Consider the following 24,350-nt stretch of genomic DNA (forward strand, 5'->3'; position numbering starts at 1 on the left):
TTTTATAAAAAAAAATGGTCGAAATTAATTCGACCATTTTTTTGGAGATATAAATCACAAATCTTATCTTTTAACTAGAATAATCATTTCTTCTAATATATTAACATGTGTATCTAATGATATGTTACCAAAATTGAAACTGTTTGCATTAACTAAGTTTATAGTTTTATTGACAGTAGTATAAGCAACATTTTCAATACTTAGACTTAACAATCTATTTGGTAAATTTTTAAAAGCGAATGAACCGTCATTTTTTACTGTAGTTTGAGCGATAACTTTACCGTTATCAGAAACGGTCACTAATGCATTATCAATAACTTCAGAACTTGAGTTTTCAACTAATTTTCCTGATAAATCACAACCATCATTATTAAATTGTTTATTAGAGTAAATTGTAGCTCCAATTAAAGTAACCATTGAGAACATAAATAAGTAAACTGCTTTTTTCATAATTTCTTTTCTTTAAATGTTAATTTTTTATATTTTATTTTTTCTTTTTAATTTAAGATGATTTTATAATTATTTAATTAATCAAATAAAACTTGAATAATTTATTTTTTTAGATAATAAATCAGAATTTAAATCTCTTTTAACAATTAGTATCTGAAATTATTTTTTTGTTACACTCTTTTTAATTTTTTTTTTCTAATATTAAAAAAAGATGTTTTAGCAAGAAGAATAAAACAACATAAGCATTTGTAAATAAAATGTTTAAACTTTCATTATGTGAAAAATATTTTTTTGCAAATATTTTAGAAACCTATCTTTTATTTTCATAATTTAGTGATACCAACTTATATAAAACCACTATAAAATGAAAAGAATTCTCTTATTGTTAGGATTATTTGCATTAATTCCTAATACATCTTTTTCGCAAGTTCATGCGCAAAGACCAGCAAAACAACAACAATATTTTCCAGGATTATATCCAGAAGCATCGCAACGAATTTTAAATGCAAAGGATTTAAAAGGTCTTAATAGTTTTGACCTTAAAGTAATGCGAAATGAAATTTATGCTCGACACGGTTATATTTTCAATACTCAAGAAATGAAAGATTATTTCAATGAACAAGATTGGTATTATGGTAGATATAAAAATGTAGATAAATTTTTAACCGATATTGAGAAGAAAAATATTGAATTTATAAAGAAATTTGAATGAGAAATCTAGTAATACTTTACTGTATTATTGGGTTTTCAAAAATTGCTTTTGCACAATCATCAAATGATTTTAAAATTATACAAAAGCCAATTATTTATAATTTAGAACGAGAAAAATTAAGTATAGAATATCTCAAAGATCATCATGGATTAATTCAAGAAAAACCTTTAATTACTCCAAAAATTATTGTTTTACATTATACAGCTGGCGGAACTGTAACGAGCAATTTTAATTATTTTAATAAAACACAAATAGAAAATTCAAGAACATACAATAAAAAACAAAGTTTGTTAAATGTATCAGCACATTATTTAGTTGATCGCGATGGAACTATTTATCAAATCATTCCTGATACTTTGTTTGCTAGACATACCATCGGGTTAAATTATTGCGCTGTTGGAGTTGAAAACATCGGAAGTAAAACACAACCGTTGACAGAAAAACAAGTTAAAGCTAATGCTTTTTTGATTCGCAAACTTAGTAATGAATATCCTATTGAATATTTAATTGGACATTATGAATATGGTAAATTTAGAAAATCTAAATTATGGAAAGATTTAGATCCTAATTATTTTACAGGAAAAGAAGATCCAGGAAAAGATTTTATGAATAAGGTTCGAGAATTAATAACAGATTTAAATCTGAAAAATGAAATCTAACCAAAAAAAACAAAAAAATGACAGATCAAGAACTATTCAAGACCTTAAAAAGAATTGTAAGGCAAGAAGAACATTTTTCAACTGATGTTTTAGATGTTTTAAGAACTTATAAAAATGCAGGTGGAAAAAGAAAAATAGCAGAAAAGTTTGTGCATAAATTAGAAGTCGCTTATGAAGATAATGAAGTTTTAAACGAAAGGACACGTAAAATCAGAAATGTCATTTCGGTTTGGAACAAAAAGAACAAATAACTATCGAAGCATTTAAATTTAAAAACCATTTATTTATGTAATTTTAAACTTTACATAAATAAATGGTTTTCTTTTTAAAAATATTAAAATATGCTAAAATCAATCTTAGCTTTTATGCTTTTAATTGTAATTATAAGTTGTAAAGAAAATAGCTCAAATTCAAATAATAAAGAAGAAATTGAAAACGAATTTTCTGAACAAATAAAAACAAAAGCAACCGAAGCTCTTAACTTTTGTAAAGAAAATAATTTTAATACTGAGTTTTGTATCCTCGTTGACATGACCATTCATTCAGGAAAAAACAGAATGTTTGTCTATAATTTCGAAAATAATGAAATTGTAAAAAGCGCTCTTTGTGCTCATGGAAGTGGAAAAGGCAATAAAAAAAGTACAGGAGCAACACCATTATTTAGCAATGAAGAAGGAAGCTTATTGTCTTCTATTGGTAAATTTAAAATTGGAGCGCGTTCGTATAGTCAATTCGGAATTAATATACATTATAAACTTCACGGTCTTGAAAAAACTAACGACAATGCATTTAAGCGTATTGTTGTACTTCACTCCTACACACCAGTTTCTTCAACAGAAATTTATCCGTTTCATTTACCTATGGGATTTAGTCACGGCTGTCCGGTTACAGATGATCAAATGATGACATATCTTGATAATAAATTAATTAAAACAGAAAAACCCGTTTTACTTTGGATTTATTACGATAAATAGATTTATACTATTCTATTTTTTAGATGATGAAAATTAAATTTAGAAGATTCAGTAAAAAACAACATCATGTATGTTTAATTTTAAGTTAAAACACTAAATGTTATTACATACTTTAACCTAAATCAAAACCGCTTATTAATATTTCAGCCAACTGCAAACTATGCGTATAACTGGACAAATGTTTTAAACGACATTAAAGATATCGATGGTTATGCAATTGTTTCAATTATGAATGGAAATAAATCTAATTTAGAAAAACACTTCCTGCTTTCAAAAATTATATATTCCATTTTATTAACTTCAGATGCAATTGGTGTTTATCAAGGAAACTAAACTCTATTAATTCCGAGACAACAATATTTGAATTTTCATGATGAAATTGCCAGCAATGAAATTCCAATTCCGCTTAGGATTTATATTGGCATATGAAAGTCAGAAAACGGATATTCAGTTTATACTTTTGGAATGAAACAATTTGATAAACTAGAATTAGAAATTGTTAATTCTAAATCACCTATAAACGAAATTCATACTTTTATTTTGAAAACTGCGAGCTATGTGATTAGAAAAAATGTGACTTTAAAAGATAATAAAACAATTGAATTTACAGTAAATCAAAAGATTTTGATTAAAAAATCAGAGGGTAAATTTTTAAGAAGATTCTTTAAAGTTGATATTTTAAATATGTAGATTACAAATGTAAAACAATGCTCTATTTGAATAGATTACAATTGTAAATTACTTAAAGTTTACAATTGTAAATAAATTTAAAACAACCTAATTTAAACTTATATTTAACTATTAATCAAAGATTTAGCTTAAATCAACTAAAGTAAAACTATATGTTGTTTTCGTGATTTAAATTACGTTTTTATTTCTAAATAATATTATTTACATTTGTAACAATCACTTTGTAATCTATAATTATGGAAGGTTTTAATAAACGTTTATCATTTATTTTTGAGAAGTTTTCTTTAAACGCTTCTACTTTTGCAGACAAAATTGGTGTACAACGTTCGAGTATGTCGCATATACTTTCTGGAAGAAATAAACCTAGTTTAGATTTTATTTTGAAAACTTACGAAGCCTTTCCTCAAATCAATTTGAATTGGTTAGCAATTGGCGAAGGCCCATTTTTAAAAGCAGCCATAGCCTCTATTTCAAATTCAAAAAATGATTTTGAATTTAATAAAGAAATAAATAATGATCAAAATGAAATTTCTAATTTAGAATTAGATATCGAGAAGAAACATGAATCTAAAAACACTTTTCAAAAATCAACTTCTGATTTCATTCAACAAATTGACAACGAAGTTCCTTTATCTCCATTGAGAAATGAATCTGAAATTGAACAAATTTTATTCTTTTATAAAGATGGAACTTTCAAATCGTTCCGACCGAAGTAAACTTTTATTATATTTGAATTTCAAAGCAATCCAATGATAAAGAAATTCCTAAGTTATATAATGCCTATTCCGATTGAAATCATTCCTTCAAACGTTAGTGATCAATTGGAACTTACTTGGAACAACGGCAAAATGGTTCTTGATACAAAACATACTAATTATTCATACGGAAATTTACAAAAGGTTTTACGTAAGGGATTACTAAAAATTGGAATTGAAAACATCAATCAAATGCAGCATATTTTATTGCTTGGTGTTGCTGGAGGAAGTGTTGTTGAAACATTAACTAAAGAATTCAAATTTGAAAATAAAATGACAGGAATTGAAATTGACCCAATAGTTCTTAAGGTTGCTGAAAAATATTTTCAAATTAATACAATTCCCAATTTTGAAATAATTCTAGAAGATGCTAATAAATTTGTTACAGAAACCAACCAACTATATGACTTAATAATCATTGATATTTTCGAAGATTGTTTCATGCCAGATTTTGTTTATTCAGAAATTTTTATTTCCAACATTAAAAGAATTTTAAAACCTAAAGGTTATATTTTATTCAACACAATAGTTTTGAATAAAATTGATCTTGAAAAAAATAAATCTTATAAAAATCAATTTGAAAACAGTAAATTTGTCTTACAAAGTTTTCCAAATATAGACGATAAAAACGAACTTTTTTTAATCCATAAAGAATACGAATAACAAACGATAATGAAGAAAATTTTCACAAGCTGTTTTCTGTTTTTTGGTTTTTTGGCAAATGCACAATACACAAAAGAAATTAATTCGAACAGACCTAGTTTATCGATGGGAGCTTATTCGGTTAGTAAATCTATTTTACAAATTGAAGCTGGACTTGGATTCCAGAAAGATGAATATAGTAACGAAAGATATAACAATCATACATTAGTTGATTTACAATTTCGATATGGAGCTTTTTTTGAGCAATTAGAATTTGTTGCTGATTTAAAATACGATAATACAAAACAAGTTGTTTTCGACCAGAAGCAAAATTTTAATAGTTTTAGACAATCTTCAATCGGTGCAAAATATATGATTTACGATTCATATCGTAACTATGTTGAAAAACGAAATGTTTACAGTTGGAAAGCTAATCAAAGATACAAATGGAGAAGATTAGTACCAGCAGTTGCAGTTTATCTAGGTGCAGATTTTAAAGGAGATGAAAATTACTTTCCAAAAAACATGCCTTCTACAACACTTAAAGGAATGATTATTACACAACAGCATATCAATAATAATTTGTCTTTTGTTACAAATTTAATTATTGAAAACGCAACAGATAACGATTTTAGAAGCTATGGTTACATCGCAACTTTATCTTATGGCTTTAGTCAACGTTGGTCAGTTTTTGCTGAAAACCAAGGTTTTTTTAGAAAATATGAAGGTGTAAAACAAAACTTTAAAGACGATTGTATTTTACGTGGTGGTTTTACTTACTTAGTTAATAAAAATCTACAATTGGATATTTCTGGCGGAACCTCAATCGGAAATACACCACATAAAATGAATGGACAAATCGGTGCTTCTTGGAGAACGCACAAAAAATACAAACAAGAAACCGTAGAAGGTATAGAATAATGATTGAAGTTAGAGAAGTTTTATCTAAAAAAGAATTAAACGATTTTGTTAAATTTCCGTTTAAATTATATAAAGACAATAAATATTGGGTTCCACCAATAATTAACGATGAATTAAAAAGTTTTGATCCAAATCAAGATATTTTTAAAACTGTAGAAGCTAAATATTTTCTCGCTTATAAAAACAACGAAATTGTTGGGCGCGTTGTAGCTATAATCAATTGGACCGAAGTTAACGAGCTTAAAAAAAATAAAGCGCGTTTTGGTTGGCTAGAAATGATTGATGATATTGAGGTAACCAAAGCTTTGTTGGATAAGGTTATCGCTTTCGGAAAAGAACATAAAGTCGAATACATTGAAGGTCCGATGGGTTTTTCAAATATGGACAAAGCCGGAATGCTTACAGAAGGTTTTGATTACACTGCAACAATGATTGGTTTTTATAATTTTGATTATTATGCAAAACATTTAAATCAATTGGGGTATAAGCCAGAAGCTGAATGGATTGAATATTTTATGAAAATTCAAAAAATTACTGAAACGATTGATATGACAAAAATTTCAGCACTTATTGAAAAAAGATATAAAGTTCGTTCGTTAGAATTCAAATCAATAAAAGATGTACTTCCGTATGTTGATGAGATGTTTGGACTTTTAAATAAAAGTTACGCCGATTTACAAAGTTTTGTTCCAATTCAGCAATTTCAAATTGATCATTATAAAGAGAAATATTTGAATTTTATTCATCCGGATTTCATCAGTTGCATTGTAGATGAAAACGGAAAAATAATTGCGTTTGGAATAACCATGCCTTCATTTTCTAAAGCTTTTCAAAAAGCAAACGGTAAACTTTTGCCTTTTGGATGGTTTCATTTGTTGAAAGCCATGAGAAAAAATGATCATGTCGAATTTTATTTAATTGGTGTAGACCCTAAGTTTCAAAATAAAGGTATTACAGCTTTAATTTTTAGAGATTTACATGTTAATTTTAAAAGAAGGGGAATTAAAACCGTTGAAACAAATCCATTGTTAATCGAGAATAACAAGATTCAACAACTTTGGCAGCAATTCAATCCTATTACTCACAAAGAAAGAAAAACTTTTCGTTTAGATATTTAAAAACAAATCCTTCAGTTAATTCTGAAGGATTTGTTTTTAAATATAATTATCAATTTTATAATTTGTCAATTCTAATATCAATTGGATACGTTTCATCTTCAGAAACACTAAAAGAAATACTAACTTTATCATTATTAGTTAAAGATTTCCCTTCATTGTCGTAAAAAAATGTTTCTCCTGTTGTTTCAGTAACAAAAACTTTATTTTTTTCATTTTCTCCCCATTTCATAGAAATATCTCCAATCCATTCTCCTTTTTTATTCGGTTCTGAATTTACATGAACTGTTTGATAACGATTTGTATAAACTCGATGTAAAGGTGTATAATTAAGATACCCTTCAATTGTAAATCGTTTACCTTCATTTGCTTTTTTGTCTGATGTAATAGCATCAACAGCTGCTTTTGTAGACTCAATTGCAGTTCCTTTTTCTAAAACTTGGTCTTTACTACCGCAACTCATTAATGTTAATGTAGCAATTGCGAATGATACTAAAATAATTCTACTTATTCTTTTCATATTTTTTTTAACAAAAATAATAAATAAAATTTAAAATTTAACAAAAAAAAGTATCTTGTTTTTTTTATATTCTTTTTTTAGTACAAAACAGACAGTATCACAGAGAAAAAATAGAGAATTAAAATTTAATTCTTTTTTATTTTGTTTTATCTAAATTCGACCACCTTTTTTTTGATTATTCATTAAATATAAAGTGTTTCTAAATTAAATTTTTAGTTAAAATATTTTTACTTTTATATGAACTTATAAATAAGTAACTTTGATAGATTTTTGAATTGAATTATCATTTGAAAAAGATGATTCAATTTAATCAGATTATAGATTCAACATACTTAAAAAATAGAAATAACAATGATAATTAAACCAAGAACAAGAGGTTTTATTTGTTTAACAGCACATCCAGAAGGAGCTGCTCAAAACATTAAAAATCAAATTGAATACGTAAAATCAAAAGGTAAAATTGAAAACGGACCTAAAAAAGTTTTAGTAATCGGTGCTTCAACTGGATTTGGTATCGCTTCAAGAATTTCAGCTGCTTTCGGTTCTGATGCTGCAACAATTGGAGTATTTTTTGAGAAAGAAGCTTCTGAAGGAAAAACAGGAACTGCAGGTTGGTATAATTCTGCTGCTTTTGAGAAAGAAGCTCACGCTGCTGGTTTATACGCAAAATCAATCAACGGAGATGCTTTCTCTGATGATATTAAAAAACAAACTATCGAATTAATCAAACAAGATTTAGGTCAAGTTGATTTAATCGTTTATAGTTTAGCTTCTCCAAGAAGAACGCATCCAAAAACAGGAGTTGCATACGCATCTGTATTAAAACCTATTGGTGCACCATTCTCAAACAAAACTGTAGATTTTCATTCAGGAGTAGTTTCTGATATAACAATAAATCCTGTTGAAAATCAAGAAGATATTGATAATACTATCGCAGTAATGGGTGGTGAAGATTGGAAATTCTGGATGGAAGATTTAAAAGCTGCTGGAGTTTTAGCTGAAGGAGTTAAAACTGTTGCGTATTCTTATATCGGACCAGAATTAACTTTCCCAATTTACAGAAATGGTACAATTGGTCAAGCTAAAAACGATTTAGAAGCCACTGTTCCTGTAATCAATAGTTTATTAGCTGATTTAAACGGTGTTTCTTACGTTTCAGTAAACAAAGCTTTAGTTACACAATCTAGCTCTGCAATTCCTGTAGTTCCTTTATATATTTCATTATTATACAAAGTAATGAAAGCAAAAGGAATTCATGAAGGTTGTATAGAGCAAATGCAACGTTTATTCTCAGAACGTTTATACAATAAAAACGGAGTTTCTTTAGATGAAAACGGAAGAATTCGTGTTGATGACTTAGAAATGCGCGAAGATGTTCAAGCTGAAGTTGCTGCGTTATGGGAAAAAGCTACAACAGAAAACTTAGAAGAAATTTCTGATATCGCTGGATATAGAGAAGATTTCTTTAATTTATTTGGTTTTAATTTTGATGGAATTGATTACGATGCAGATACCAATGAAATGGTAATGGTTGAAAGTATTAAATAAAAACAAATATTTAAAGTTTAAAGCACCTATTTTAAGGTGCTTTTTTTTATTTAAAAAAACTATATAATTTAATCATTAAATACAGATTTATATATTTCTACTATAATTTCAGTATAAAAAAAATCTATATTAAACAATCAACTCTTTACACAACAAATATTTATAGTTATTTACATAAATTAATTATTCAACTATAAATTATAAATAATTTTATTTTTTATATTTAACAAGTAATTATTTTTGTCAACAGAAATTAATTATAAAATAATTTTATTTTCAAAAAAACGTAAGTTTTATGAAGTTTTGTTATTTATAATAAAATTAATCTTACAAGAATTATATTTTTTTGAATTAAAAAAATCAAAAAGATGTGGATAAATTTTCAAAATGTGTTTAGAAAGTTTTACTAACTTTATAAAAACATTTTTATTATGAATAACAAAAAACAACAATTAAAAAAACATAAATTAATTGCCACAGGTTTATTTTTTTTAATGGCTGTGATATATGTTTTTATGTTGTTTCTTTCAAAATACACAAATCAATCTTGGATAAATTACGTGAAATATTTTTCTGAAGCTGCAATGGTTGGCGCATTAGCAGATTGGTTTGCGGTAACTGCACTTTTTAAATATCCATTGGGAATTAAAATTCCGCATACAAACTTAATTAACAACAATAAAAATGCTCTCGGAGCAAATTTAGGAAATTTTGTCAGCGAGAATTTTCTAAATCAAGAAACAATACGTCCGTATATAAGTAAAATCGATTTAAGTAAATTTATTTTAAATTGGATTTCAAATGAAAAAAACTTCAATAAATTCATCGTTGAAATGCAAATTGTGTTAAAAAATATCATTTTGAAGGTTGATGATGTAGAAATCTCAAAATTAATTTCTGTCAAAGGAAAAGAAATAATTGATGAGGTTAATCTTCAAGTTTTAATTTCTAAAGGGCTTTTTTATGTACTCGAAATCAGAGAACATCAACGATTGATTTCATTAATTATTCCGCAAGCAAAACATTATGTAGAAAATAACAAAGAAGCGATATATGACAAAGTAGTCGAAAAAAATCCAATTTTAGGATTAATTGGTGGAAAAGCTGTTACAAATCAATTGATTTCTGGAATTATTTCTTTTTTAGATGATATTGAATCAAATGAAAATCATACAATTAGAAATGAAATATCTTCTAAATTATATGAAATTAGTGAAACAATACAAACGGATCAAAATTGGAAAGTGCGATTTGAAAATTTGAAAAATGATTTTATCACAGATGAAAAAATTCAAGAATTTGCTATTAAATTTTGGCAAAATTCTAAATTGAGTTTAATTGATAATTTAGAAAATCAAAATTCTACTTTAAATCAATATATCGAAAAATATTTAAAAGAAATTCGTGAAAATTTGCGTGACAACTTGATTATGCAAGCAAAAATAAATCAAACTGTTCAAAAAATGATTTATAAGTTAGCATTAAAAAACAGCTCAGAAATTGGTAACATAATTTCAAAAACAGTTCATGATTGGGATGGTCAAGAATTGAGTGAAAAACTGGAATTAGAAGTTGGTAAAGATTTACAATTTATTCGGATTAATGGTACTTTAGTCGGTGGAATTGTTGGATTATTAATTTATAGTTTAACGCAATTATTTACATAAAAAAAGTTCAGAATGTATCTGAACTTTTTTTAATTATAGAAATTAATTAATCCATCTAAAGGTTTCTGATAAAATTTACCAGGTGTTAATTCATTTTGTTTTAAAATTTCCTCAAAGTTTTCTTTCAATAAAAATGCTACAGAACCAACAAAATGAATGGGAACTTCTTTATAATTTTCAAATTGTTTGATATAATTATTTATAAAAAAAGTAATCTGACTTTCAATCAGTTCTTTAAAAAAAGATTCACTTTTATGTTCAATTAAAAACGGCAAAAACGAAGCTAAATAAGCATTTGGATTTTCAGTTTTATAAAATCTATTTTTGATTGTATCTGAATTTAAATCATAAGAAGTTGCGAATTTTACTCGTAAATTTTCTGGCATTGTTTTAAAAAAATAAGAACGAATCATTTCTCTACCAAATTGAACACCTCCACAATCATCCATTGCTAAATAACCTAATGAATCTACAGCTTGAATAACTTCTGAACCGTCAAAATAGCTACAATTAGAGCCCGTTCCGTTTATGCAAACAATTGCTTTTTCATTTTCTTTACAAGTGGCGTAAACAGCTGCATAGGTATCTTCTTTAATAATAAAAATAGAAGTTTCTGTGAAAAACTTTTGCAATGCAACTTGCATCATTTCTTTTGAACGAATCGTACCACAACCTGAACCGTAAAAGTGAATTTCTCTTACTTTTGTTTGTAAAACCATTAAATCTTCTGAAATATTTAAACGTTTTAAAACTTCATCAATAGAAACCACTTCAGGATTTAAACCTAGCGTCGCAAATGTTTTAATAAAACTTCCATTAGTATCAAATAAAATCCAATCAGCTTTAGTTGAACCGCTATCAACAATTAATTTCATACGTATTAACTTAATTAGTTAATGCAAAAATAGGTTTATTTTACCGAATATAAATGCACAACTAAGTCTAAAAGTTTTGCAGAATATCCATATTCATTATCATACCAAGCTACTATTTTAAAGAAAGTTTCGTTCAGTGCAATTCCAGCATCTGCATCGATAATTGCAGTATGTGTATCTGAAACAAAATCTTGTGAAACAACAGGTTCATTAGTAAACCCTAAGATTCCATTAAATTCATTTTCAGAAGCTTTTTTAAACACATCCATAATATTTTGATACGTAGTTGGTTTTGATAATTTCACAGTCAAATCAACCACAGAAACATTTGCAACAGGAACTCTAAAAGACATACCAGTTAATTTGCCTTTCAATGATGGTATCACTTTTGTTACTGCTTTTGCAGCTCCTGTACTTGATGGAATAATATTATTCAAGGCAGAACGTCCACCACGATAATCTTTTTTAGAAGCACCATCAACTACAGCTTGGGTTGCTGTTGCAGCATGAACAGTCGTCATTAAACCTTCTTCAATTCCAAAATTATCATTTAAAATTTTTGCAACCGGAGCTAAACAATTTGTAGTGCAACTTGCATTAGAAACAATTTTGTTTTCAGATGTAATTTCGTTGTGATTTACTCCCATAACAAACATAGGAACTTCATCTGAAGGAAAAGATAAGACAACCTTCTTTGCTCCTGCTTTTATATGAGCTGATGCGGCTTCAATTGTTTTGAAAATTCCAGTACAATCAGCTACTATTTCAGCATTGATTTCATTCCATCTTAAATTTGCTGGATCTTTCTCTGCTGTAATTCTAATTTCGTTACCATTTACAACCAAATTGCCATTATTTGTTTCAATTGTTCCTTTGAATTGACCATGAACTGAATCGTATTTCAAAAGATAAGCCAACTGTTCAACATCCATTAAATCGTTGATTGCAACTACATTAATATCGTTTCGCCCAAAAGATTCACGCAATAATAAACGACCAATTCGTCCGAATCCGTTAATTCCAATATTTACTTTTTCCATATTTTTTTTATTTTTAAATAGATAATATATCTGATATTCTAATTAATTCTTCATCAATTGAAGTTTCTCCTTTAATTGCTTTTTCCAATGGCGTTGTATCAACTTGATCATTAATCAAACCTACCATTAATTGTGTTTTTCCAAGCATTAATAATTCAACAGCTTTTACACCTAATCGACTTGCTAAAACTCGATCAAAACAAGAAGGTGAACCTCCACGTTGCATATGACCTAAAACAGAAACTCTAACATCATATTCAGGAAGATTTTCTTCAACATATTCACTTAATTCAAATACATTTTTACCAATTTTTCCACCTTCAGAAACTACAACAATACAAGAAGATTTTCCTGAAGCTTTACTACGTTTTAGTTTTTCTAACAATTTAGGTAATCCAATATTTTCTTCTGGTATCAAGATTTCTTCTGCTCCTGCTCCAATTCCAGTATTTAAGGCTATGTGTCCAGCATCTCGTCCCATTACTTCAACAAAAAACAAACGTTTATGAGAAGTTGCCGTATCACGAATTTTATCTATTGCATCAATTGCCGTATTCAAAGCTGTGTCAAAACCAATGGTGTGACTGGTTCCAACAATATCATTGTCAATAGTTCCAGGAATACCAATTACAGGAATATCATATTCTTTACTAAAAACTAAACCTCCTGTAAAACTTCCATCTCCTCCGATAATAATCAGACCATCGATTTGATGTTTTTTTAAATTTTCATATGCTTTTGCACGACCTTCGGCAGTAACAAATTCTTTGGAACGTGCTGATTTTAGAATTGTTCCTCCTTTACTTACAATATATTTTACATCTCGAGGTCCTAAAACTTTAAAATCACCTTCAATCAAACCTTGAAGTCCGCGAAATACACCAATACAATTTATTTCATAAAATGCGCAAGAACGAACTACAGCACGAATGGCAGCATTCATACCTGGAGCATCACCTCCTGAAGTTAAAACAGCAATATTTTTTATTTTATCAGATTTCATATTTCATTAGTTGTTATTAGTAAATTTACGGAAATAACTAGAATTTTCAATATATATTGTAGTTTAATTTGTAATTTTAAATTCAGATTTTCTATAAAAATTAAATATATATGACAACAACACCAGAACACGATGCTAAAATTGCCAAGTTGATATTTGGTTCGGTATATCCGCATTATGTTAAAAAAGTTGAAACCAAAGGAAGAACAGTTGACGAATTGCACCAAGTAATTGAATGGTTAACAGGTTTTGATGAAAAAAAACTTAATGAATTGATAGAAGAAAAAGTAACCTTTGAAACTTTTTTTGAACGTGCGAATTTAAATGAAAATGCACATTTAATTAAAGGTGTAATTTGTGGATACCGCATTGAAAAAATCGAAACACCACTAACTAAAAAAGCTCGTTATTTAGACAAAATAATTGACGAGTTAGCTAAAGGAAAAACGCTTGATAAAATATTTAGGAAATAATTAAATCAGAATTTCTTCTGACTTTATTATTTCCGGCAGTATCCAAAAAACTGTATAAATAGAAAAGAAGCCTTCTCAGAACTCAAAATAGAAAAAAACTAATAATAATTTATAAAAAAGTTATTTTCAGTGATTTTATTTTACTCAAAAGATTCATATATAGATAATAATCTATTAATAAAAAAAATAATGAGGGAATTTCAAGGTATTAAGACAGCTTCTTTTTTTTATTAAATTTATTAAACACCGTTTATTATGAAAACATCAGTAGGCAAAATTATCAAAGACCAAGGACTTTTACAAGGTTTAAAAACTTAAGAAAATTTAAGTAAATTATTAAAGGAATTACATTCTGATTTAATCGAAGCGATGTTACAAGGCGACTTGACACGCGTTTAGGATACTCTAAAAACGAAAAAAATGATAGTAACAATGTGCGAATGGTTCGACTTCTAAGCTATTAAAAAGCGAACATGGCGAAACTATAATTTCAGTTCCTCGTGATAGAGACGGAAGTTTTGAACCTATTGTAGTTCCTAAACACCAATATAAAGCCAATATAGGAAGGTATTATCAAAAGTGGGGCTAAATTGCTAAATTCAAAGTTCGTACTTATATGATCACCAAAAACGAATTATATTCGTTTTTTTATTAAATTTATCTCATATAAATTCGTTTTGGCTAGCGTCAGTGCAAAATAGAAACTTTTCGCTTCGATTTCCCCGTCTTCGGCAATACCCAAAACGTTAGGTAACATTTTAAACTAAACCTCGTTATGAAATTCACGATTGAAAATGGAACAAATATTTGCTCAATTGGACTAAGTGACATTGGGAGTTATATACAGTTTAATTACCCATTGACGGTAGTGTGGTATGACTGCCGAGGTTCTGTTGGAAAATACTTTTGTGTTTTATCTTATAACGAAGAATATCGGAATACTGTTCGAAATAAAATAAATGAAAATTTAAATCAAGATTTTACTGAAAACATCAAAGATTTATATGAAATATTGAAACCTTTATTACAATTATTTAAAAATGGCGAATATAAACTTAGCTTTTATTCAAATAAGGAAAAAGAATTTTTTCAATATCAAATTTCTTCTGATAACTTTTCAACAATTCATTTTTATGAACTAGAAGTTGTTTTTGCTCAAAAAACTACAAATTTACCTAATATTGAAATTATTAAAGGGGAATATAAATCGTTCCTTAAAAAAAATGAAATTTCAAAAAAATATTACCCTTCTGACATTTTAGAATATTCTACTGACGGAATTTATACAGGTTGGCAATCTTTTTTTGCAACTCAACCCAAAGAAAATATTGACCAACAAAGAGTAAAATACTTTGAAGATAAAATAAATAATGGAGAAAGACCTTTTGCTATATTATTTAATTCTTATTTAACTTCAGAGGATTTCGATTCATCTTACTATATTTTAGATGGACATCACAAACTATTGGCATATCAAAATTTAGGATTATATCCCCCAATTGCATTAATTACTCATTTACCACAAAACATTAATGATGTTGAATTTGACGCAGAGAAACTCAATGAATTTCTTTATCCTTGGCAAATGGAGCATATCCTTGAAAATTGGGAAGGAAAAGACGAATATATAGAGCAAGCATTGAAAAATCACGATAGCAATCTTCATACAATTATTAAGAACGGTGATTATGAAGAATATCACGATAATGGAAAACTTAAACATAAAGCATTCTATATAAATGATAAAGTTGATGGTTCCTCAAAGCATTGGTATGATAATGGAAAATTAAAGAGTGAGCATTTTTATAATAAAGGAATAAGAATAGGAACTTGGAAAAATTATTATTCCTCAGGGAACATAGAATTTATTCAACCTTTTAACGAAAAAGGCAATTACAGTGGGATTTTAGTTTCTTATTTTGAGAATGGTCAAAAAAGAATGGAACAGGTGTTAGAAAACGGAAAAAATATAGACGGAAATTCTTATAAAGTTTGGTTTGAAAATGGTGATAAAGAAGCTGAACTAACGTATAAAGATGGCCAAATGATTGCCAGAAAAAATTGGAATAGTTGGGGAGAACTTATTAACCACGAAGTATTTAATAAAGAAACAAGAAAATTAGAAAAGATAGAGATTGCGCCTAGCGAAAAGTATGTTTACGAATCTAAAAATTATAAAAATAGACAAGCAGAAATAAAAGAAATTGTACGACGGTGGCATAAAACTAAAGGAATTCCAAATAATGAAAAAGAAGGATTTTGGGCTAAAATAAAAAATCTATTCAAATAAAAAACGCCGCCTAATAACATGTATTTTGCTAAATTGAGGGTTTTAGATAGAATTAAAGTTTCAGAATAAATATAACAAAAGCCAACTAATTGAATAATTTGTTTAAATTTATCCAATTAGTTGGCTTTTGCTTACTGTCTCGCTAAATTTAAACTTCTCGCTTCAATTTCCGGTACGTTCGCCAAGCTCCAAAACGTTTAGTATTAATATTAAAAAAGAACACATTGAAAATTTTAATTTTATCAGGAATATTAGTATTTATAGGTTTATCAATATGGATTGTAAAACGAAATGGAGATACTTCCGAATTTAACTCTAAGGATATAGAAAATATATCGAACTGTGCCATTCCTCGACAATTAATCTTTTTCAGATTAAAGAAATTAATTAAGGTCCCTAAAACGGGTTCTACTGTAGCACTTCGACGTTTGACTAGCCTACGATGATATGCTTTATTTTGGGTTAGTTTCTCATGCATTTTGTCGTAAAGTGGTTTATGAATGCTTTCTTCTAATTTTTTAAACTTGGTTACTTTACCACAGTAACTCTCTCTTAGCGGACATTTTCCGCAATCTTGTTCGCTACTTCTGTAAGATTTCTTTTCATAATCTTTACTATCCATTAAAGTACGTTTAAAGGGTAAATACGCCTTATTTCCGCCTTCTTGAACGCATTCGTACCGTTTCGCTTCTTTATTAAAAATAAAACCTTTGCGTTCTGGTTCATTTTGTCCGAAATTGGGTATCCAAGCATTCAGATTTTTGTCTTCACAATATTGTAAACTTGTTCCGCTACTGTAACTAACATCGGCTAAAACTTCATCAATTTGAAATTCATTTAAGTTTAAATTTCCAATGGTTTGATCCATAAGTTCAGCGAAAATAGCTGAATCTTTGCTTTTTGCTGTAAAAACTGACCTCTAAGCAATTACTGCAATAACGAATCAGTACTCTGACGCTATTGATGTTATTTAAATAACAAATCAATAAAATTAAAAAAAACAATCGTATCAATACTTTTTTGACCTTGGGTTCTGTAATATTTTATGGGTGGATTAGAGCAAAGAACGATTATTAAACAAAAACAATTGCTAAAAAAAGGCAATTGTATAATCAAGAAAAAATACTAAATTTATAAAGCAAACGCTATCTTAATTTAAAAAGAAACTTTCCAAATTAGTTTTAAGACGACAATATAAAAAAATGAACCTTAAATAAATTCAAGGTTCATTAAAGTATTATTTTTTTAAAAATTTTCTTAGTAAATAACTAACTAAAAAACTTACAATTGCTCCAATTGTTGCGAGAAAAATAGTTTTATAAATTTCTCCAACAGATAAGCTGTATGACCAAGAAAAGAGTAAACCTCCGACAAAACTAAGTTTATAATTTTGCATTTTCAAAAGCAGGTTTTAATTCATTTGCTTTATCATCAACAGTTACTTGCGAGACAGCTGATAATACTGTACCAGCGACTGCTATGTAACCAGCTGCCGAAATTAAAGCTGCTGGTAATGCAACTGGAGCTGTTAAAATACTACCACTAACGGCTACTAAAATTAAACCTACAGTCCTTAAGGTTTTAAAAAAATTTGGAGTTGGTGCTTGTGCACGATCTAGTATATTCATAATCTAAAAATTTAAGTTTGAGTTTCCTCAATAATTAATAATTTCACTTGCCCATTAACTTTGAATTTAGCTAATGTTTCTAAAACTTTTTGCATCGCCTTTTTAGAAGATTCTCCTCTACCTTCACCAGTGATTTTGGTAACTGGAGCAATGCAACCTTTTAATTCAATTAAGGCATTATTAGCAGGATGAATCAAAATATGTGAACGATTGGGAACATTTTCAACAATCCAATGCCATTTAAACTTGGTTGAATATCTTCTTCTCAAATTATATTGTCCTTCGGGAATACAAGAAATTTGTGTTTGATTATCAAGCCATGGAAGTTCTATAGTATAAGCAATATGATCACCGTTTATAAACAATTCGCCATGAGTAGCGTTTTTGAGATAAGTTCTTTTTAAAATAAACATGATGCTATGGTTCTATGGTTTAATAATATTAACTATCGCTAGAGCATTGAACATTCCATTATTTAAAGGATAAAATGCATTATTAATTTGCTGGTAAAACTGTATTCCTAATACCTGAATTAGCGGTAAGATACTATTTGGAGTTACATTATTGATAAGAGTTGTCAACGGAATCGAATCATTATTCCAAGGAATTTCTTGTGAACTGCTGTAGAAAGCATTCGAGTTACCTTGAATAAAATCGACTTCAGCTGCAGCAGCAACAAATTTGAAATGTGTAGTTCCGGTCGGTGCAGCAATCATTTGGCTTGGAACCATTTCAGGGATTTCGATTTCACCTTCTCCTAAATTACGATCTAATGTTGCGGTAAACGGAGTAAATAAGCTACTCGTTAAAACACCCATACTATTAAACTCAAAGCCATTCAACATTTCTAAATCACCATCAACAGGATTTCGTAAGCCACGTTCATTTATATTATCTGTTTTTATAATCTGCATCAAAGCTTTTAACATACGACTAACCACTCGTTTATCAGAAGCCGATTGCACAATAGGTCTAATTGCATTTCTTAAAAACTTACCGTATTTACCAGCGGTACCAAATTCTTGACCATTCTCGCGTGTTCTTTTAAAAGCAGGGTCATTTGCAATTCTTTTTCGGTCTACACCACCTTTTTCTCTTGCTAAATAACCATCTCTTGATTTATAAAAGGTAATACCTCCTAGAGTACCTTTTAATTTAATAATTCCATCTTGTCCTGCCATGTCATTTTTTTTAAATATTAAACATTTTGTAAAACAATGTGTTGCAACTTTATTTGTTTGTACAATTCAAAATTGCAACATTTCAAATGGAATAAATTGCCAAGTATTCTAAATGGCATTTTTGGCATCGTTTGTACATGATAAAGAAAAAAAATCCCAAGTTGGGAAATACAAAAGATTTTAGTATTGAAATTAGCTAAAACAAAAAAAATGAATCATGACTTTATCAATTACAACACCATTCTTAATAATCTTAAAGCAAATTCAAAAAAGAGGAAAATTAATTTACGGTTCAGAATTTAGATTAAACAGAAATGTTATAAAAACGATAACTCATTTGTCTCGTTATTTCAGTAATGATTGTACATCTAAAGGCACATCTAAAATTAATCCTCATAAAGGAATACTTCTTATTGGCAAACCAGAATCTGGAAAAACAACACTAATGTATTTATTAAATTTTTTATTCAAAACAAGAAATACATATCAATTAAAGAGTTGCTTGGAAATAGATAATTACTATAAAAAATATGGTCTTTTAGCCATACAAGAAAAATTCATTGAAAGTAAAAAGAGATATTGTTTAGACGACTTTGGATTAGAAAAAATTACTGAAAATACTTCCATCATTAAATTGATAATCGAGGCGAAATTGAAAGACTCAACAGGTATTAAATTACATTTAATTACCTCTTTGAGTTTAAAAGAAATTCGCAAAAATTATGGTAGTCCATTTGTAAAAACATTAGAGAAAAATTTCAATATTATAAATCTGTAAATCATGACAAAAAAATTGAATCGAATTTGTATTTATCCTAAAGATATTCAATTAATCACAGGTAAAAGTTACCGACAAAGTGTGAGAATTCTAGAAAAAATGAGACTTTTTTATAAAAAAGAAAAACACAGCTATATCACTGTAAATGAATTTTGTTTGTATTGTGGTTTTGATTTCGACGAGGTTGTTGTTTTGATATATTGACTTAAAAACTGTTTTTTTTAAAGCTGTAGGCTTTAGGCAATAGGCTTTAGGCTTTAAGCATTAAGCCGTGTTCAAATCATAATATCATTTTCAAAATTTCAAATTAAATATCGTTTTACGCTATATGCTGTAAGCTGTAAGCATTAGGCTGTAAGCCGTGTTTTTAATCACAATATCATTTTCAAGTTTAATTCCCGATTTCTTGATTCTTTTTTCCTTTTTTGGCTTTAGGCAATGGCAATAGGCTGTAAGCTGAGTTCTAAATCACAATATCATTTTCAAATTTTCAAATCAACTCATTTTCAAACAAATAGTACTCATATGTTTATTACTAAAATATGTATTGTTTTGTAATAAAAAACAAAAAGGAATAAATTAAAAATTTATCCCTTAAAAACTTTTATTCTCCATAGAAAATGTGTCCAGTATACACATGGTTTAAATCATGAAAATGTTTATAACCATCGATTACGTGTGGCGCATGCTTCATTGAACCTTGCCCGTCTGATAAGGATTCTGCAAGAGTTTCAGCTTGTCTTCTAGTTCCGTAAACATCCTTACCTTTTTTAATTCTCAATTCGGCTGTAGCTTTATCTATTTCATCATTGAAGATAATAACTTTACCGTTTCTAATTTCTGCACTTTTAAATTTTGACATAATTTTATTTTTTAAGTTAGGTTTATTTTACAAAAAGTTCTTTTTTCCATTTTAATAATTTATTCTTTCTATCATCAATTCCATTTAAGCCTCCATTAATTTTTTTAGTAATCAATACAATATCATCAAGATCTGCTAAATGGTTTAAATTATTATTAGACCAAAACCAAAGAGCTGCAATTAAAGCATCTGCTTCTGTTAGTAACAAATCTGGATTATTCAGATAATCTATATTTACAGCATTACTTAAAGCATAATAATTATTAAACCCAGTTAATTGAATAAAACCACGACCTCTAAACTTCCAACCGTCACCAGATTGTTCATCTTTATTTCCCATCCTATTAGCGTATACTCTATTCGCAATTTTCTCAGGTTTTCTTGCAAACTGATCGACATTGTCTTTTATAAAATACTTAGGAAACACTTTTAACAAACCTTCTTTCGAATAATTTAAATTTTCACTTATTGGTTTTAAGTTAGATTCGTGCTCAATCTGTGCCATAAAATGTGCAATTCGTAATTCCGTATTTACATTGTACTTATTAAATAACGATTTGTATTTTTGGTATAACATATTATAAATTTATTTAGTTAAATAAACCAATCATTCGTATTGATTTAAAAATATTATCCACTATTAAATGATTCTAAAAATTAATTTCTAGAATTAATATTTAGGTACTGTTTTTGGAGCTATTTGCATACTATCATCCGCTACTTTTTCCATATTGCTGAATTACAAATATTAGGCACTATGGTTTGAACAATTCCTCCACGAGTTCTATATAAAACAGATGAGGTATGTTTTAAACTCTGTATTGTTGGTGCAATGTATGATTTAAAACTGTGGTGTTTTGTTGTGCTATTATTTTGTACACTTTGTAATCAACTGATACCGAACTAAGTGGTAAGCCCAAATAACTTTCTAAATTTTCGTTATTATTAGAAATGTAGGTATATTCTACAGCGTCTAAGTAATAAACAGATTGGTTAAGAGTAAATTTTGAGTTTTCAAAATACTTGGGGACAATTTTATAAAAGACTTCGCCTACATTTACATTAATTTCAATAGGATAACTTAGTCCCGCATATTATACTGTTTTTATTCTTTCATTATCCTTATCACAAGAAATATCTTTGAATTTATCGAAAACTCTATGATACATTAAACTTGTTGAATCAACACTACTCTGAGTAACAAAGTTTGTTGTATTCCAATCTATAAAATAATCGTTTTTATATTTTTCCAAATAGAATCTCTCTTTACATCCCAGTTTTCACTGTGACCGATAAAACTTATCATTAAAAAACAAATATTTAAATAGTTCATATTTATACATTTAATTGATTGTTATTTTTTATTTCGGTAATAAATTCGTGTTACGTAATTTGACGCTTCAAGAAATTTTCATAACTTTCTATTAACGATCTTAAGCCTTCAGGAGTTTGTTGGGGAGATAATACAATTTCGAGCTTTCCGTAGTTATTAGACACTTCATTTTCTTTTATTATATCTTTAGAAAAATCAATCATCACTTGCTCATCTACTACATCAAATTTAAAATTTGCATTAAAAGTTGCCTTCTCAATATTGTAATTACTTATTGGAACAAGAGTTAATAAAGGTACTTCAACAGGAGTACTGATAGTTTTATATTCTTTCTCATTATCAGGAGTCGCATAATCAAAAGTAGCTGGGTAATTCACTCGAACCGTCTTAGGTACTAAGGATTCGATATTCTTTTTTATATATCGTTTGCTATTTTTAATCAATTCAATAATTGCTTCTTTATCTATTTTTGTATTTTTAATTAATTTAACAAGATTTGATCCGTCCTGAATTAACTTAAATAAATTATTGATATATAAATTTTGGGCCTGTTCAGAATTTGAAATGGATTGAATAAGACCTTGGAGTTTAATTTCTAACTGATCTATTGAAAATTTTTCATTATCTAAATTAATTTTTTTCTGATTTACCTCAGCTTCAATATTGACCAATTCATTAGATATCTTGTCAATACCTTTATTAAAACTCAAAAGTTTAGCTTCAATTTTTTTTAGTTCATTTAAGCTTAAATCAAGTTTTTTTAATTGTTCATGATGCACTCCCATTTCTGAAATTACATTTTGTTTTTTGTCAAAAAACTCATTTCGTTTAGTCTCTAGTATTCTTAACTCATTTTCTAAATCAATGTAATTTTTTTTCTTTATTTTTATTTCATTAAAAGTAATTTCTTTAGATTCAGAATCTTTTTTAATGTTTTCAAATAAAGTACTATTGTATAATTTTGATTGGATGAGTTCTTTAGTGTTTTGCTCTTTTATAATTTTTAATAGATTATTGTTTTTACAAAACGTAAAGCTTTCTAATAAAAAATCAGCTAATAAAACATCCTCTTTTGAAATATCTGGTTTTACACTATATAAGATACCTTGTTTAAGATTTGTTTCGCCAACAATATTTAAATTTTCATTACTTACATATTCTATAAAAATATCATTTGAACGAATTGGTTGAATCAATGTAAATAATTCTTTATTATACTCTTTATTCTCTAAAATAATTTCACTTGTTTCTTTAAAAAAATATTCATCTAAAATAGATTCATTTCTTTTTCTAATTGCTTCAGAAGAATTTACAATAGCTGACTGTAAAGACTTTACAAATAATTCAAAACTTTGCATTTTTATTTTTTTTTAAGATTTAATTTTAGAAAATTGATTCATAGCATCGCTAACCACCGATTTGCTTTCATTTGCCAACCCTACAACAAGATTACAGTTAAAGCATGAAAATTTAACTCCTAGTAACAACTGTTTTGTATTAATAATGATTTCCTCATTACAATCTGGGCAATTTATTTTTGTATTATTATCTACCATCTTAATTTATTTTACTATACATATCAATTATGTTTAACAACCCATTGGGTAAAGGCAATTTTGAAGCTTCAACAAAAACACTTAAATTTTTATTTGAATTAAAAGTATTCCCTATATTTTTTTTATCGCCACTTAGCTTACCACTTAGTTGAGCTTTTCGTTCTAAACTATCGTTATTGTTAGCTTTATAGCTAGAAATAGAAGTAATCTCCATATTAAATTTCACTTTCATTTTATCAATAGCTAGCGAATTAATAGGTAGTAAGGTTAAAAGTGGTATTTCAATAAATGAATCTTTTTCAGAATCTTTTTTTACAACTAGCACAATCATCTTAGGTTGGAAAGTAACTGAATTATCTGACGCTATTATTCTATCAAAACAATAATTAAGTATAAATTCTGACTGTCCACTAAGCATAATTGAATTCGCTTTAGAAACAGCTACCATAGGTGCACTAATAATGGAATCTAAATTAATTTCAGATTCTTGATCTCGGAAATTAGGGTCTGAATTCTGAACATCAAAATAGACTGAAGCTTCATTATTTAAACCATCATCACGATCGTTATTTAAAGAATAAGCATTGGCATTAGGCTGATTTTTATTATTATTCATAATTACGTTTTAAAATTGAATTTAGATCAGGAATAATATCACACAGATTTCTTTAAATAAAT

General features: G+C 27.7%; 29 protein-coding genes. 15 read left to right on the forward strand and 14 right to left on the reverse strand.

Annotated elements, in window-relative coordinates; genetic code table 11:
• Positions 1-63: 63 nt before the first annotated feature.
• Positions 64-450 carry a carboxypeptidase regulatory-like domain-containing protein gene (locus HW119_RS13555; protein WP_177765243.1) on the reverse strand — a complete coding sequence of 129 codons (387 nt, stop codon included), beginning with the start codon at positions 448-450 and terminating at the stop codon, positions 64-66.
• A gap of 364 nt (positions 451-814) precedes the next feature.
• Here HW119_RS13555 and HW119_RS13560 point away from each other — a divergent pair, with 364 nt between their 5' ends.
• The 9 genes from HW119_RS13560 to HW119_RS13600 all read left to right on the forward strand — a co-directional run bounded on the left by HW119_RS13560 (position 815) and on the right by HW119_RS13600 (position 6,921).
• Positions 815-1,162: a YARHG domain-containing protein gene (locus HW119_RS13560; protein WP_177765245.1), complete on the forward strand. Its 348-nt coding sequence runs from the start codon at positions 815-817 to the stop codon at positions 1,160-1,162.
• Positions 1,159-1,821, forward strand: coding sequence for a peptidoglycan recognition family protein (locus tag HW119_RS13565; protein WP_177765247.1), 663 nt, complete (start codon positions 1,159-1,161; stop codon positions 1,819-1,821). Before HW119_RS13560 ends, HW119_RS13565 begins: the two co-directional genes overlap by 4 nt.
• Before the next feature lie 17 nt (positions 1,822-1,838).
• On the forward strand, positions 1,839-2,072 hold the full coding sequence (locus tag HW119_RS13570; RefSeq protein WP_177765249.1) for a hypothetical protein: 234 nt from the start codon (positions 1,839-1,841) through the stop codon (positions 2,070-2,072).
• A gap of 90 nt (positions 2,073-2,162) precedes the next feature.
• Positions 2,163-2,795, forward strand: coding sequence for a murein L,D-transpeptidase catalytic domain-containing protein (locus HW119_RS13575; RefSeq protein ID WP_177765251.1), 633 nt, complete (start codon positions 2,163-2,165; stop codon positions 2,793-2,795).
• 465 nt (positions 2,796-3,260) lie between these two features.
• Positions 3,261-3,485, forward strand: a complete 225-nt coding sequence (locus HW119_RS13580; protein ID WP_177765253.1) for a DUF4261 domain-containing protein — start codon at positions 3,261-3,263, stop codon at positions 3,483-3,485.
• A gap of 236 nt (positions 3,486-3,721) precedes the next feature.
• On the forward strand, positions 3,722-4,201 hold the full coding sequence (locus HW119_RS13585; RefSeq protein WP_177765255.1) for a helix-turn-helix domain-containing protein: 480 nt from the start codon (positions 3,722-3,724) through the stop codon (positions 4,199-4,201).
• A 33-nt stretch (positions 4,202-4,234) separates the two neighbouring features.
• Complete coding sequence (locus tag HW119_RS13590; protein WP_177765257.1) at positions 4,235-4,903, forward strand: spermidine synthase; 669 nt, start codon at positions 4,235-4,237, stop codon at positions 4,901-4,903.
• Positions 4,904-4,912: 9 nt separating this feature from the next.
• On the forward strand, positions 4,913-5,803 hold the full coding sequence (locus tag HW119_RS13595; protein ID WP_177765259.1) for a transporter: 891 nt from the start codon (positions 4,913-4,915) through the stop codon (positions 5,801-5,803).
• Positions 5,803-6,921 carry a GNAT family N-acetyltransferase gene (locus HW119_RS13600; protein ID WP_177765261.1) on the forward strand — a complete coding sequence of 373 codons (1,119 nt, stop codon included), beginning with the start codon at positions 5,803-5,805 and terminating at the stop codon, positions 6,919-6,921. The genes HW119_RS13595 and HW119_RS13600 overlap by 1 nt, the downstream gene beginning before the upstream one ends.
• A 55-nt stretch (positions 6,922-6,976) precedes the next feature.
• Here the strand turns inward: HW119_RS13600 and HW119_RS13605 are convergent, their stop codons facing one another.
• On the reverse strand, positions 6,977-7,438 hold the full coding sequence (locus HW119_RS13605; protein WP_177765263.1) for a hypothetical protein: 462 nt from the start codon (positions 7,436-7,438) through the stop codon (positions 6,977-6,979).
• A 351-nt stretch (positions 7,439-7,789) separates the two neighbouring features.
• On the opposite strand from HW119_RS13605, the gene fabV reads away from it, so the two are divergent.
• Both fabV and HW119_RS13615 read left to right on the forward strand, forming a co-directional pair.
• Positions 7,790-8,986, forward strand: a complete 1,197-nt coding sequence (gene fabV, locus HW119_RS13610) for an enoyl-ACP reductase FabV (protein WP_177765265.1) — start codon at positions 7,790-7,792, stop codon at positions 8,984-8,986.
• A gap of 431 nt (positions 8,987-9,417) precedes the next feature.
• The gene (locus tag HW119_RS13615; protein ID WP_177765267.1) at positions 9,418-10,653 is read left to right on the forward strand and encodes a DUF445 domain-containing protein; all 1,236 of its coding nucleotides are present in this window, start codon (positions 9,418-9,420) and stop codon (positions 10,651-10,653) included.
• Positions 10,654-10,682: 29 nt separating this feature from the next.
• Here the strand turns inward: HW119_RS13615 and HW119_RS13620 are convergent, their stop codons facing one another.
• The 3 genes from HW119_RS13620 to pfkA are packed head-to-tail and all read right to left on the reverse strand — an operon-like array spanning position 10,683 to position 13,571.
• Positions 10,683-11,528: an N-acetylglucosamine kinase gene (locus HW119_RS13620; RefSeq protein WP_177765269.1), complete on the reverse strand. Its 846-nt coding sequence runs from the start codon at positions 11,526-11,528 to the stop codon at positions 10,683-10,685.
• 35 nt (positions 11,529-11,563) lie between these two features.
• Complete coding sequence (gene gap / locus HW119_RS13625; protein WP_177765271.1) at positions 11,564-12,568, reverse strand: type I glyceraldehyde-3-phosphate dehydrogenase; 1,005 nt, start codon at positions 12,566-12,568, stop codon at positions 11,564-11,566.
• Positions 12,569-12,581: 13 nt separating this feature from the next.
• Positions 12,582-13,571, reverse strand: a complete 990-nt coding sequence (gene pfkA, locus HW119_RS13630) for a 6-phosphofructokinase (RefSeq protein ID WP_177765273.1) — start codon at positions 13,569-13,571, stop codon at positions 12,582-12,584.
• Positions 13,572-13,681: 110 nt separating this feature from the next.
• Between pfkA and HW119_RS13635 the strand changes: the two genes are divergently transcribed.
• From HW119_RS13635 to HW119_RS13645, 3 genes are all read left to right on the forward strand, one after another.
• Positions 13,682-14,044, forward strand: a complete 363-nt coding sequence (locus tag HW119_RS13635) for a DUF2200 domain-containing protein (RefSeq protein ID WP_177765276.1) — start codon at positions 13,682-13,684, stop codon at positions 14,042-14,044.
• Positions 14,045-14,531: 487 nt separating this feature from the next.
• Positions 14,532-14,633, forward strand: a complete 102-nt coding sequence (locus HW119_RS16955; RefSeq protein ID WP_410503995.1) for a hypothetical protein — start codon at positions 14,532-14,534, stop codon at positions 14,631-14,633.
• Between the two features lie 186 nt (positions 14,634-14,819).
• Positions 14,820-16,334, forward strand: coding sequence for a hypothetical protein (locus HW119_RS13645; RefSeq protein ID WP_177765278.1), 1,515 nt, complete (start codon positions 14,820-14,822; stop codon positions 16,332-16,334).
• Between the two features lie 148 nt (positions 16,335-16,482).
• Here HW119_RS13645 and HW119_RS13650 read toward each other — a convergent pair whose 3' ends face one another.
• The 4 genes from HW119_RS13650 to HW119_RS13665 form a co-directional block, all read right to left on the reverse strand.
• Positions 16,483-17,202: a transposase gene (locus tag HW119_RS13650; protein ID WP_177765280.1), complete on the reverse strand. Its 720-nt coding sequence runs from the start codon at positions 17,200-17,202 to the stop codon at positions 16,483-16,485.
• 514 nt (positions 17,203-17,716) lie between these two features.
• Entirely contained in the window at positions 17,717-17,962 is a 246-nt protein-coding gene (locus HW119_RS13655; protein WP_177765282.1) for a hypothetical protein, read from the reverse strand.
• Between the two features lie 11 nt (positions 17,963-17,973).
• Entirely contained in the window at positions 17,974-18,375 is a 402-nt protein-coding gene (locus tag HW119_RS13660) for a DUF5675 family protein (protein WP_177765284.1), read from the reverse strand.
• A 12-nt stretch (positions 18,376-18,387) separates the two neighbouring features.
• On the reverse strand, positions 18,388-19,143 hold the full coding sequence (locus HW119_RS13665) for a hypothetical protein (RefSeq protein WP_177765286.1): 756 nt from the start codon (positions 19,141-19,143) through the stop codon (positions 18,388-18,390).
• A 217-nt stretch (positions 19,144-19,360) separates the two neighbouring features.
• Between HW119_RS13665 and HW119_RS13670 the strand changes: the two genes are divergently transcribed.
• Positions 19,361-19,921 (forward strand): hypothetical protein, encoded by a 561-nt coding sequence (locus tag HW119_RS13670; protein WP_177765288.1) that lies wholly within the window; start codon positions 19,361-19,363, stop codon positions 19,919-19,921.
• A gap of 604 nt (positions 19,922-20,525) precedes the next feature.
• On the opposite strand, the gene HW119_RS13675 is transcribed toward HW119_RS13670, so the two are convergent.
• The 5 genes from HW119_RS13675 to HW119_RS13690 form a co-directional block, all read right to left on the reverse strand.
• On the reverse strand, positions 20,526-20,783 hold the full coding sequence (locus HW119_RS13675; protein ID WP_177765290.1) for a hypothetical protein: 258 nt from the start codon (positions 20,781-20,783) through the stop codon (positions 20,526-20,528).
• A 22-nt stretch (positions 20,784-20,805) separates the two neighbouring features.
• Positions 20,806-21,360: a glycoside hydrolase family 19 protein gene (locus HW119_RS13680; protein ID WP_177765292.1), complete on the reverse strand. Its 555-nt coding sequence runs from the start codon at positions 21,358-21,360 to the stop codon at positions 20,806-20,808.
• 806 nt (positions 21,361-22,166) lie between these two features.
• Complete coding sequence (locus HW119_RS13685) at positions 22,167-23,474, reverse strand: DUF2589 domain-containing protein (protein WP_177765294.1); 1,308 nt, start codon at positions 23,472-23,474, stop codon at positions 22,167-22,169.
• 12 nt (positions 23,475-23,486) lie between these two features.
• A complete protein-coding gene (locus HW119_RS16650) occupies positions 23,487-23,672 on the reverse strand; it encodes a hypothetical protein (RefSeq protein ID WP_218620367.1) in 186 nt (61 codons plus the stop codon).
• A gap of 1 nt (position 23,673) precedes the next feature.
• Positions 23,674-24,288, reverse strand: coding sequence for a DUF2589 domain-containing protein (locus HW119_RS13690; protein ID WP_177765296.1), 615 nt, complete (start codon positions 24,286-24,288; stop codon positions 23,674-23,676).
• Positions 24,289-24,350: the final 62 nt, after the last annotated feature.

The sequence above is a fragment of the Flavobacterium sp. I3-2 genome, assembly GCF_013389595.1.
Lineage (GTDB): Bacteria > Bacteroidota > Bacteroidia > Flavobacteriales > Flavobacteriaceae > Flavobacterium.

Bases quoted from the DNA above. Each gene is read 5' to 3' on its own strand.
- HW119_RS13655 (WP_177765282.1), bottom strand. From the start codon at position 17,962: ATGAATATACTAGATCGTGCACAAGCACCAACTCCAAATTTTTTTAAA.
- HW119_RS13685 (WP_177765294.1), bottom strand. From the start codon at position 23,474: ATGCAAAGTTTTGAATTATTTGTAAAGTCTTTACAGTCAGCTATTGTA.
- HW119_RS13665 (WP_177765286.1), bottom strand. From the start codon at position 19,143: ATGGCAGGACAAGATGGAATTATTAAATTAAAAGGTACTCTAGGAGGT.
- HW119_RS13615 (WP_177765267.1), top strand. From the start codon at position 9,418: ATGAATAACAAAAAACAACAATTAAAAAAACATAAATTAATTGCCACA.
- HW119_RS13605 (WP_177765263.1), bottom strand. From the start codon at position 7,438: ATGAAAAGAATAAGTAGAATTATTTTAGTATCATTCGCAATTGCTACA.
- HW119_RS13690 (WP_177765296.1), bottom strand. From the start codon at position 24,288: ATGAATAATAATAAAAATCAGCCTAATGCCAATGCTTATTCTTTAAAT.
- HW119_RS13595 (WP_177765259.1), top strand. From the start codon at position 4,913: ATGAAGAAAATTTTCACAAGCTGTTTTCTGTTTTTTGGTTTTTTGGCA.
- HW119_RS13580 (WP_177765253.1), top strand. From the start codon at position 3,261: ATGAAACAATTTGATAAACTAGAATTAGAAATTGTTAATTCTAAATCA.
- HW119_RS13660 (WP_177765284.1), bottom strand. From the start codon at position 18,375: ATGTTTATTTTAAAAAGAACTTATCTCAAAAACGCTACTCATGGCGAA.
- HW119_RS13555 (WP_177765243.1), bottom strand. From the start codon at position 450: ATGAAAAAAGCAGTTTACTTATTTATGTTCTCAATGGTTACTTTAATT.
- HW119_RS13620 (WP_177765269.1), bottom strand. From the start codon at position 11,528: ATGAAATTAATTGTTGATAGCGGTTCAACTAAAGCTGATTGGATTTTA.
- HW119_RS13670 (WP_177765288.1), top strand. From the start codon at position 19,361: ATGACTTTATCAATTACAACACCATTCTTAATAATCTTAAAGCAAATT.
- HW119_RS13570 (WP_177765249.1), top strand. From the start codon at position 1,839: ATGACAGATCAAGAACTATTCAAGACCTTAAAAAGAATTGTAAGGCAA.
- HW119_RS13575 (WP_177765251.1), top strand. From the start codon at position 2,163: ATGCTAAAATCAATCTTAGCTTTTATGCTTTTAATTGTAATTATAAGT.
- HW119_RS13565 (WP_177765247.1), top strand. From the start codon at position 1,159: ATGAGAAATCTAGTAATACTTTACTGTATTATTGGGTTTTCAAAAATT.
- HW119_RS16650 (WP_218620367.1), bottom strand. From the start codon at position 23,672: ATGGTAGATAATAATACAAAAATAAATTGCCCAGATTGTAATGAGGAA.
- HW119_RS13680 (WP_177765292.1), bottom strand. From the start codon at position 21,360: ATGTTATACCAAAAATACAAATCGTTATTTAATAAGTACAATGTAAAT.
- HW119_RS13600 (WP_177765261.1), top strand. From the start codon at position 5,803: ATGATTGAAGTTAGAGAAGTTTTATCTAAAAAAGAATTAAACGATTTT.
- HW119_RS13585 (WP_177765255.1), top strand. From the start codon at position 3,722: ATGGAAGGTTTTAATAAACGTTTATCATTTATTTTTGAGAAGTTTTCT.
- pfkA (WP_177765273.1), bottom strand. From the start codon at position 13,571: ATGAAATCTGATAAAATAAAAAATATTGCTGTTTTAACTTCAGGAGGT.
- HW119_RS13560 (WP_177765245.1), top strand. From the start codon at position 815: ATGAAAAGAATTCTCTTATTGTTAGGATTATTTGCATTAATTCCTAAT.
- fabV (WP_177765265.1), top strand. From the start codon at position 7,790: ATGATAATTAAACCAAGAACAAGAGGTTTTATTTGTTTAACAGCACAT.
- HW119_RS13590 (WP_177765257.1), top strand. From the start codon at position 4,235: ATGATAAAGAAATTCCTAAGTTATATAATGCCTATTCCGATTGAAATC.
- gap (WP_177765271.1), bottom strand. From the start codon at position 12,568: ATGGAAAAAGTAAATATTGGAATTAACGGATTCGGACGAATTGGTCGT.
- HW119_RS13650 (WP_177765280.1), bottom strand. From the start codon at position 17,202: ATGGATCAAACCATTGGAAATTTAAACTTAAATGAATTTCAAATTGAT.
- HW119_RS13645 (WP_177765278.1), top strand. From the start codon at position 14,820: ATGAAATTCACGATTGAAAATGGAACAAATATTTGCTCAATTGGACTA.
- HW119_RS13635 (WP_177765276.1), top strand. From the start codon at position 13,682: ATGACAACAACACCAGAACACGATGCTAAAATTGCCAAGTTGATATTT.
- HW119_RS13675 (WP_177765290.1), bottom strand. From the start codon at position 20,783: ATGTCAAAATTTAAAAGTGCAGAAATTAGAAACGGTAAAGTTATTATC.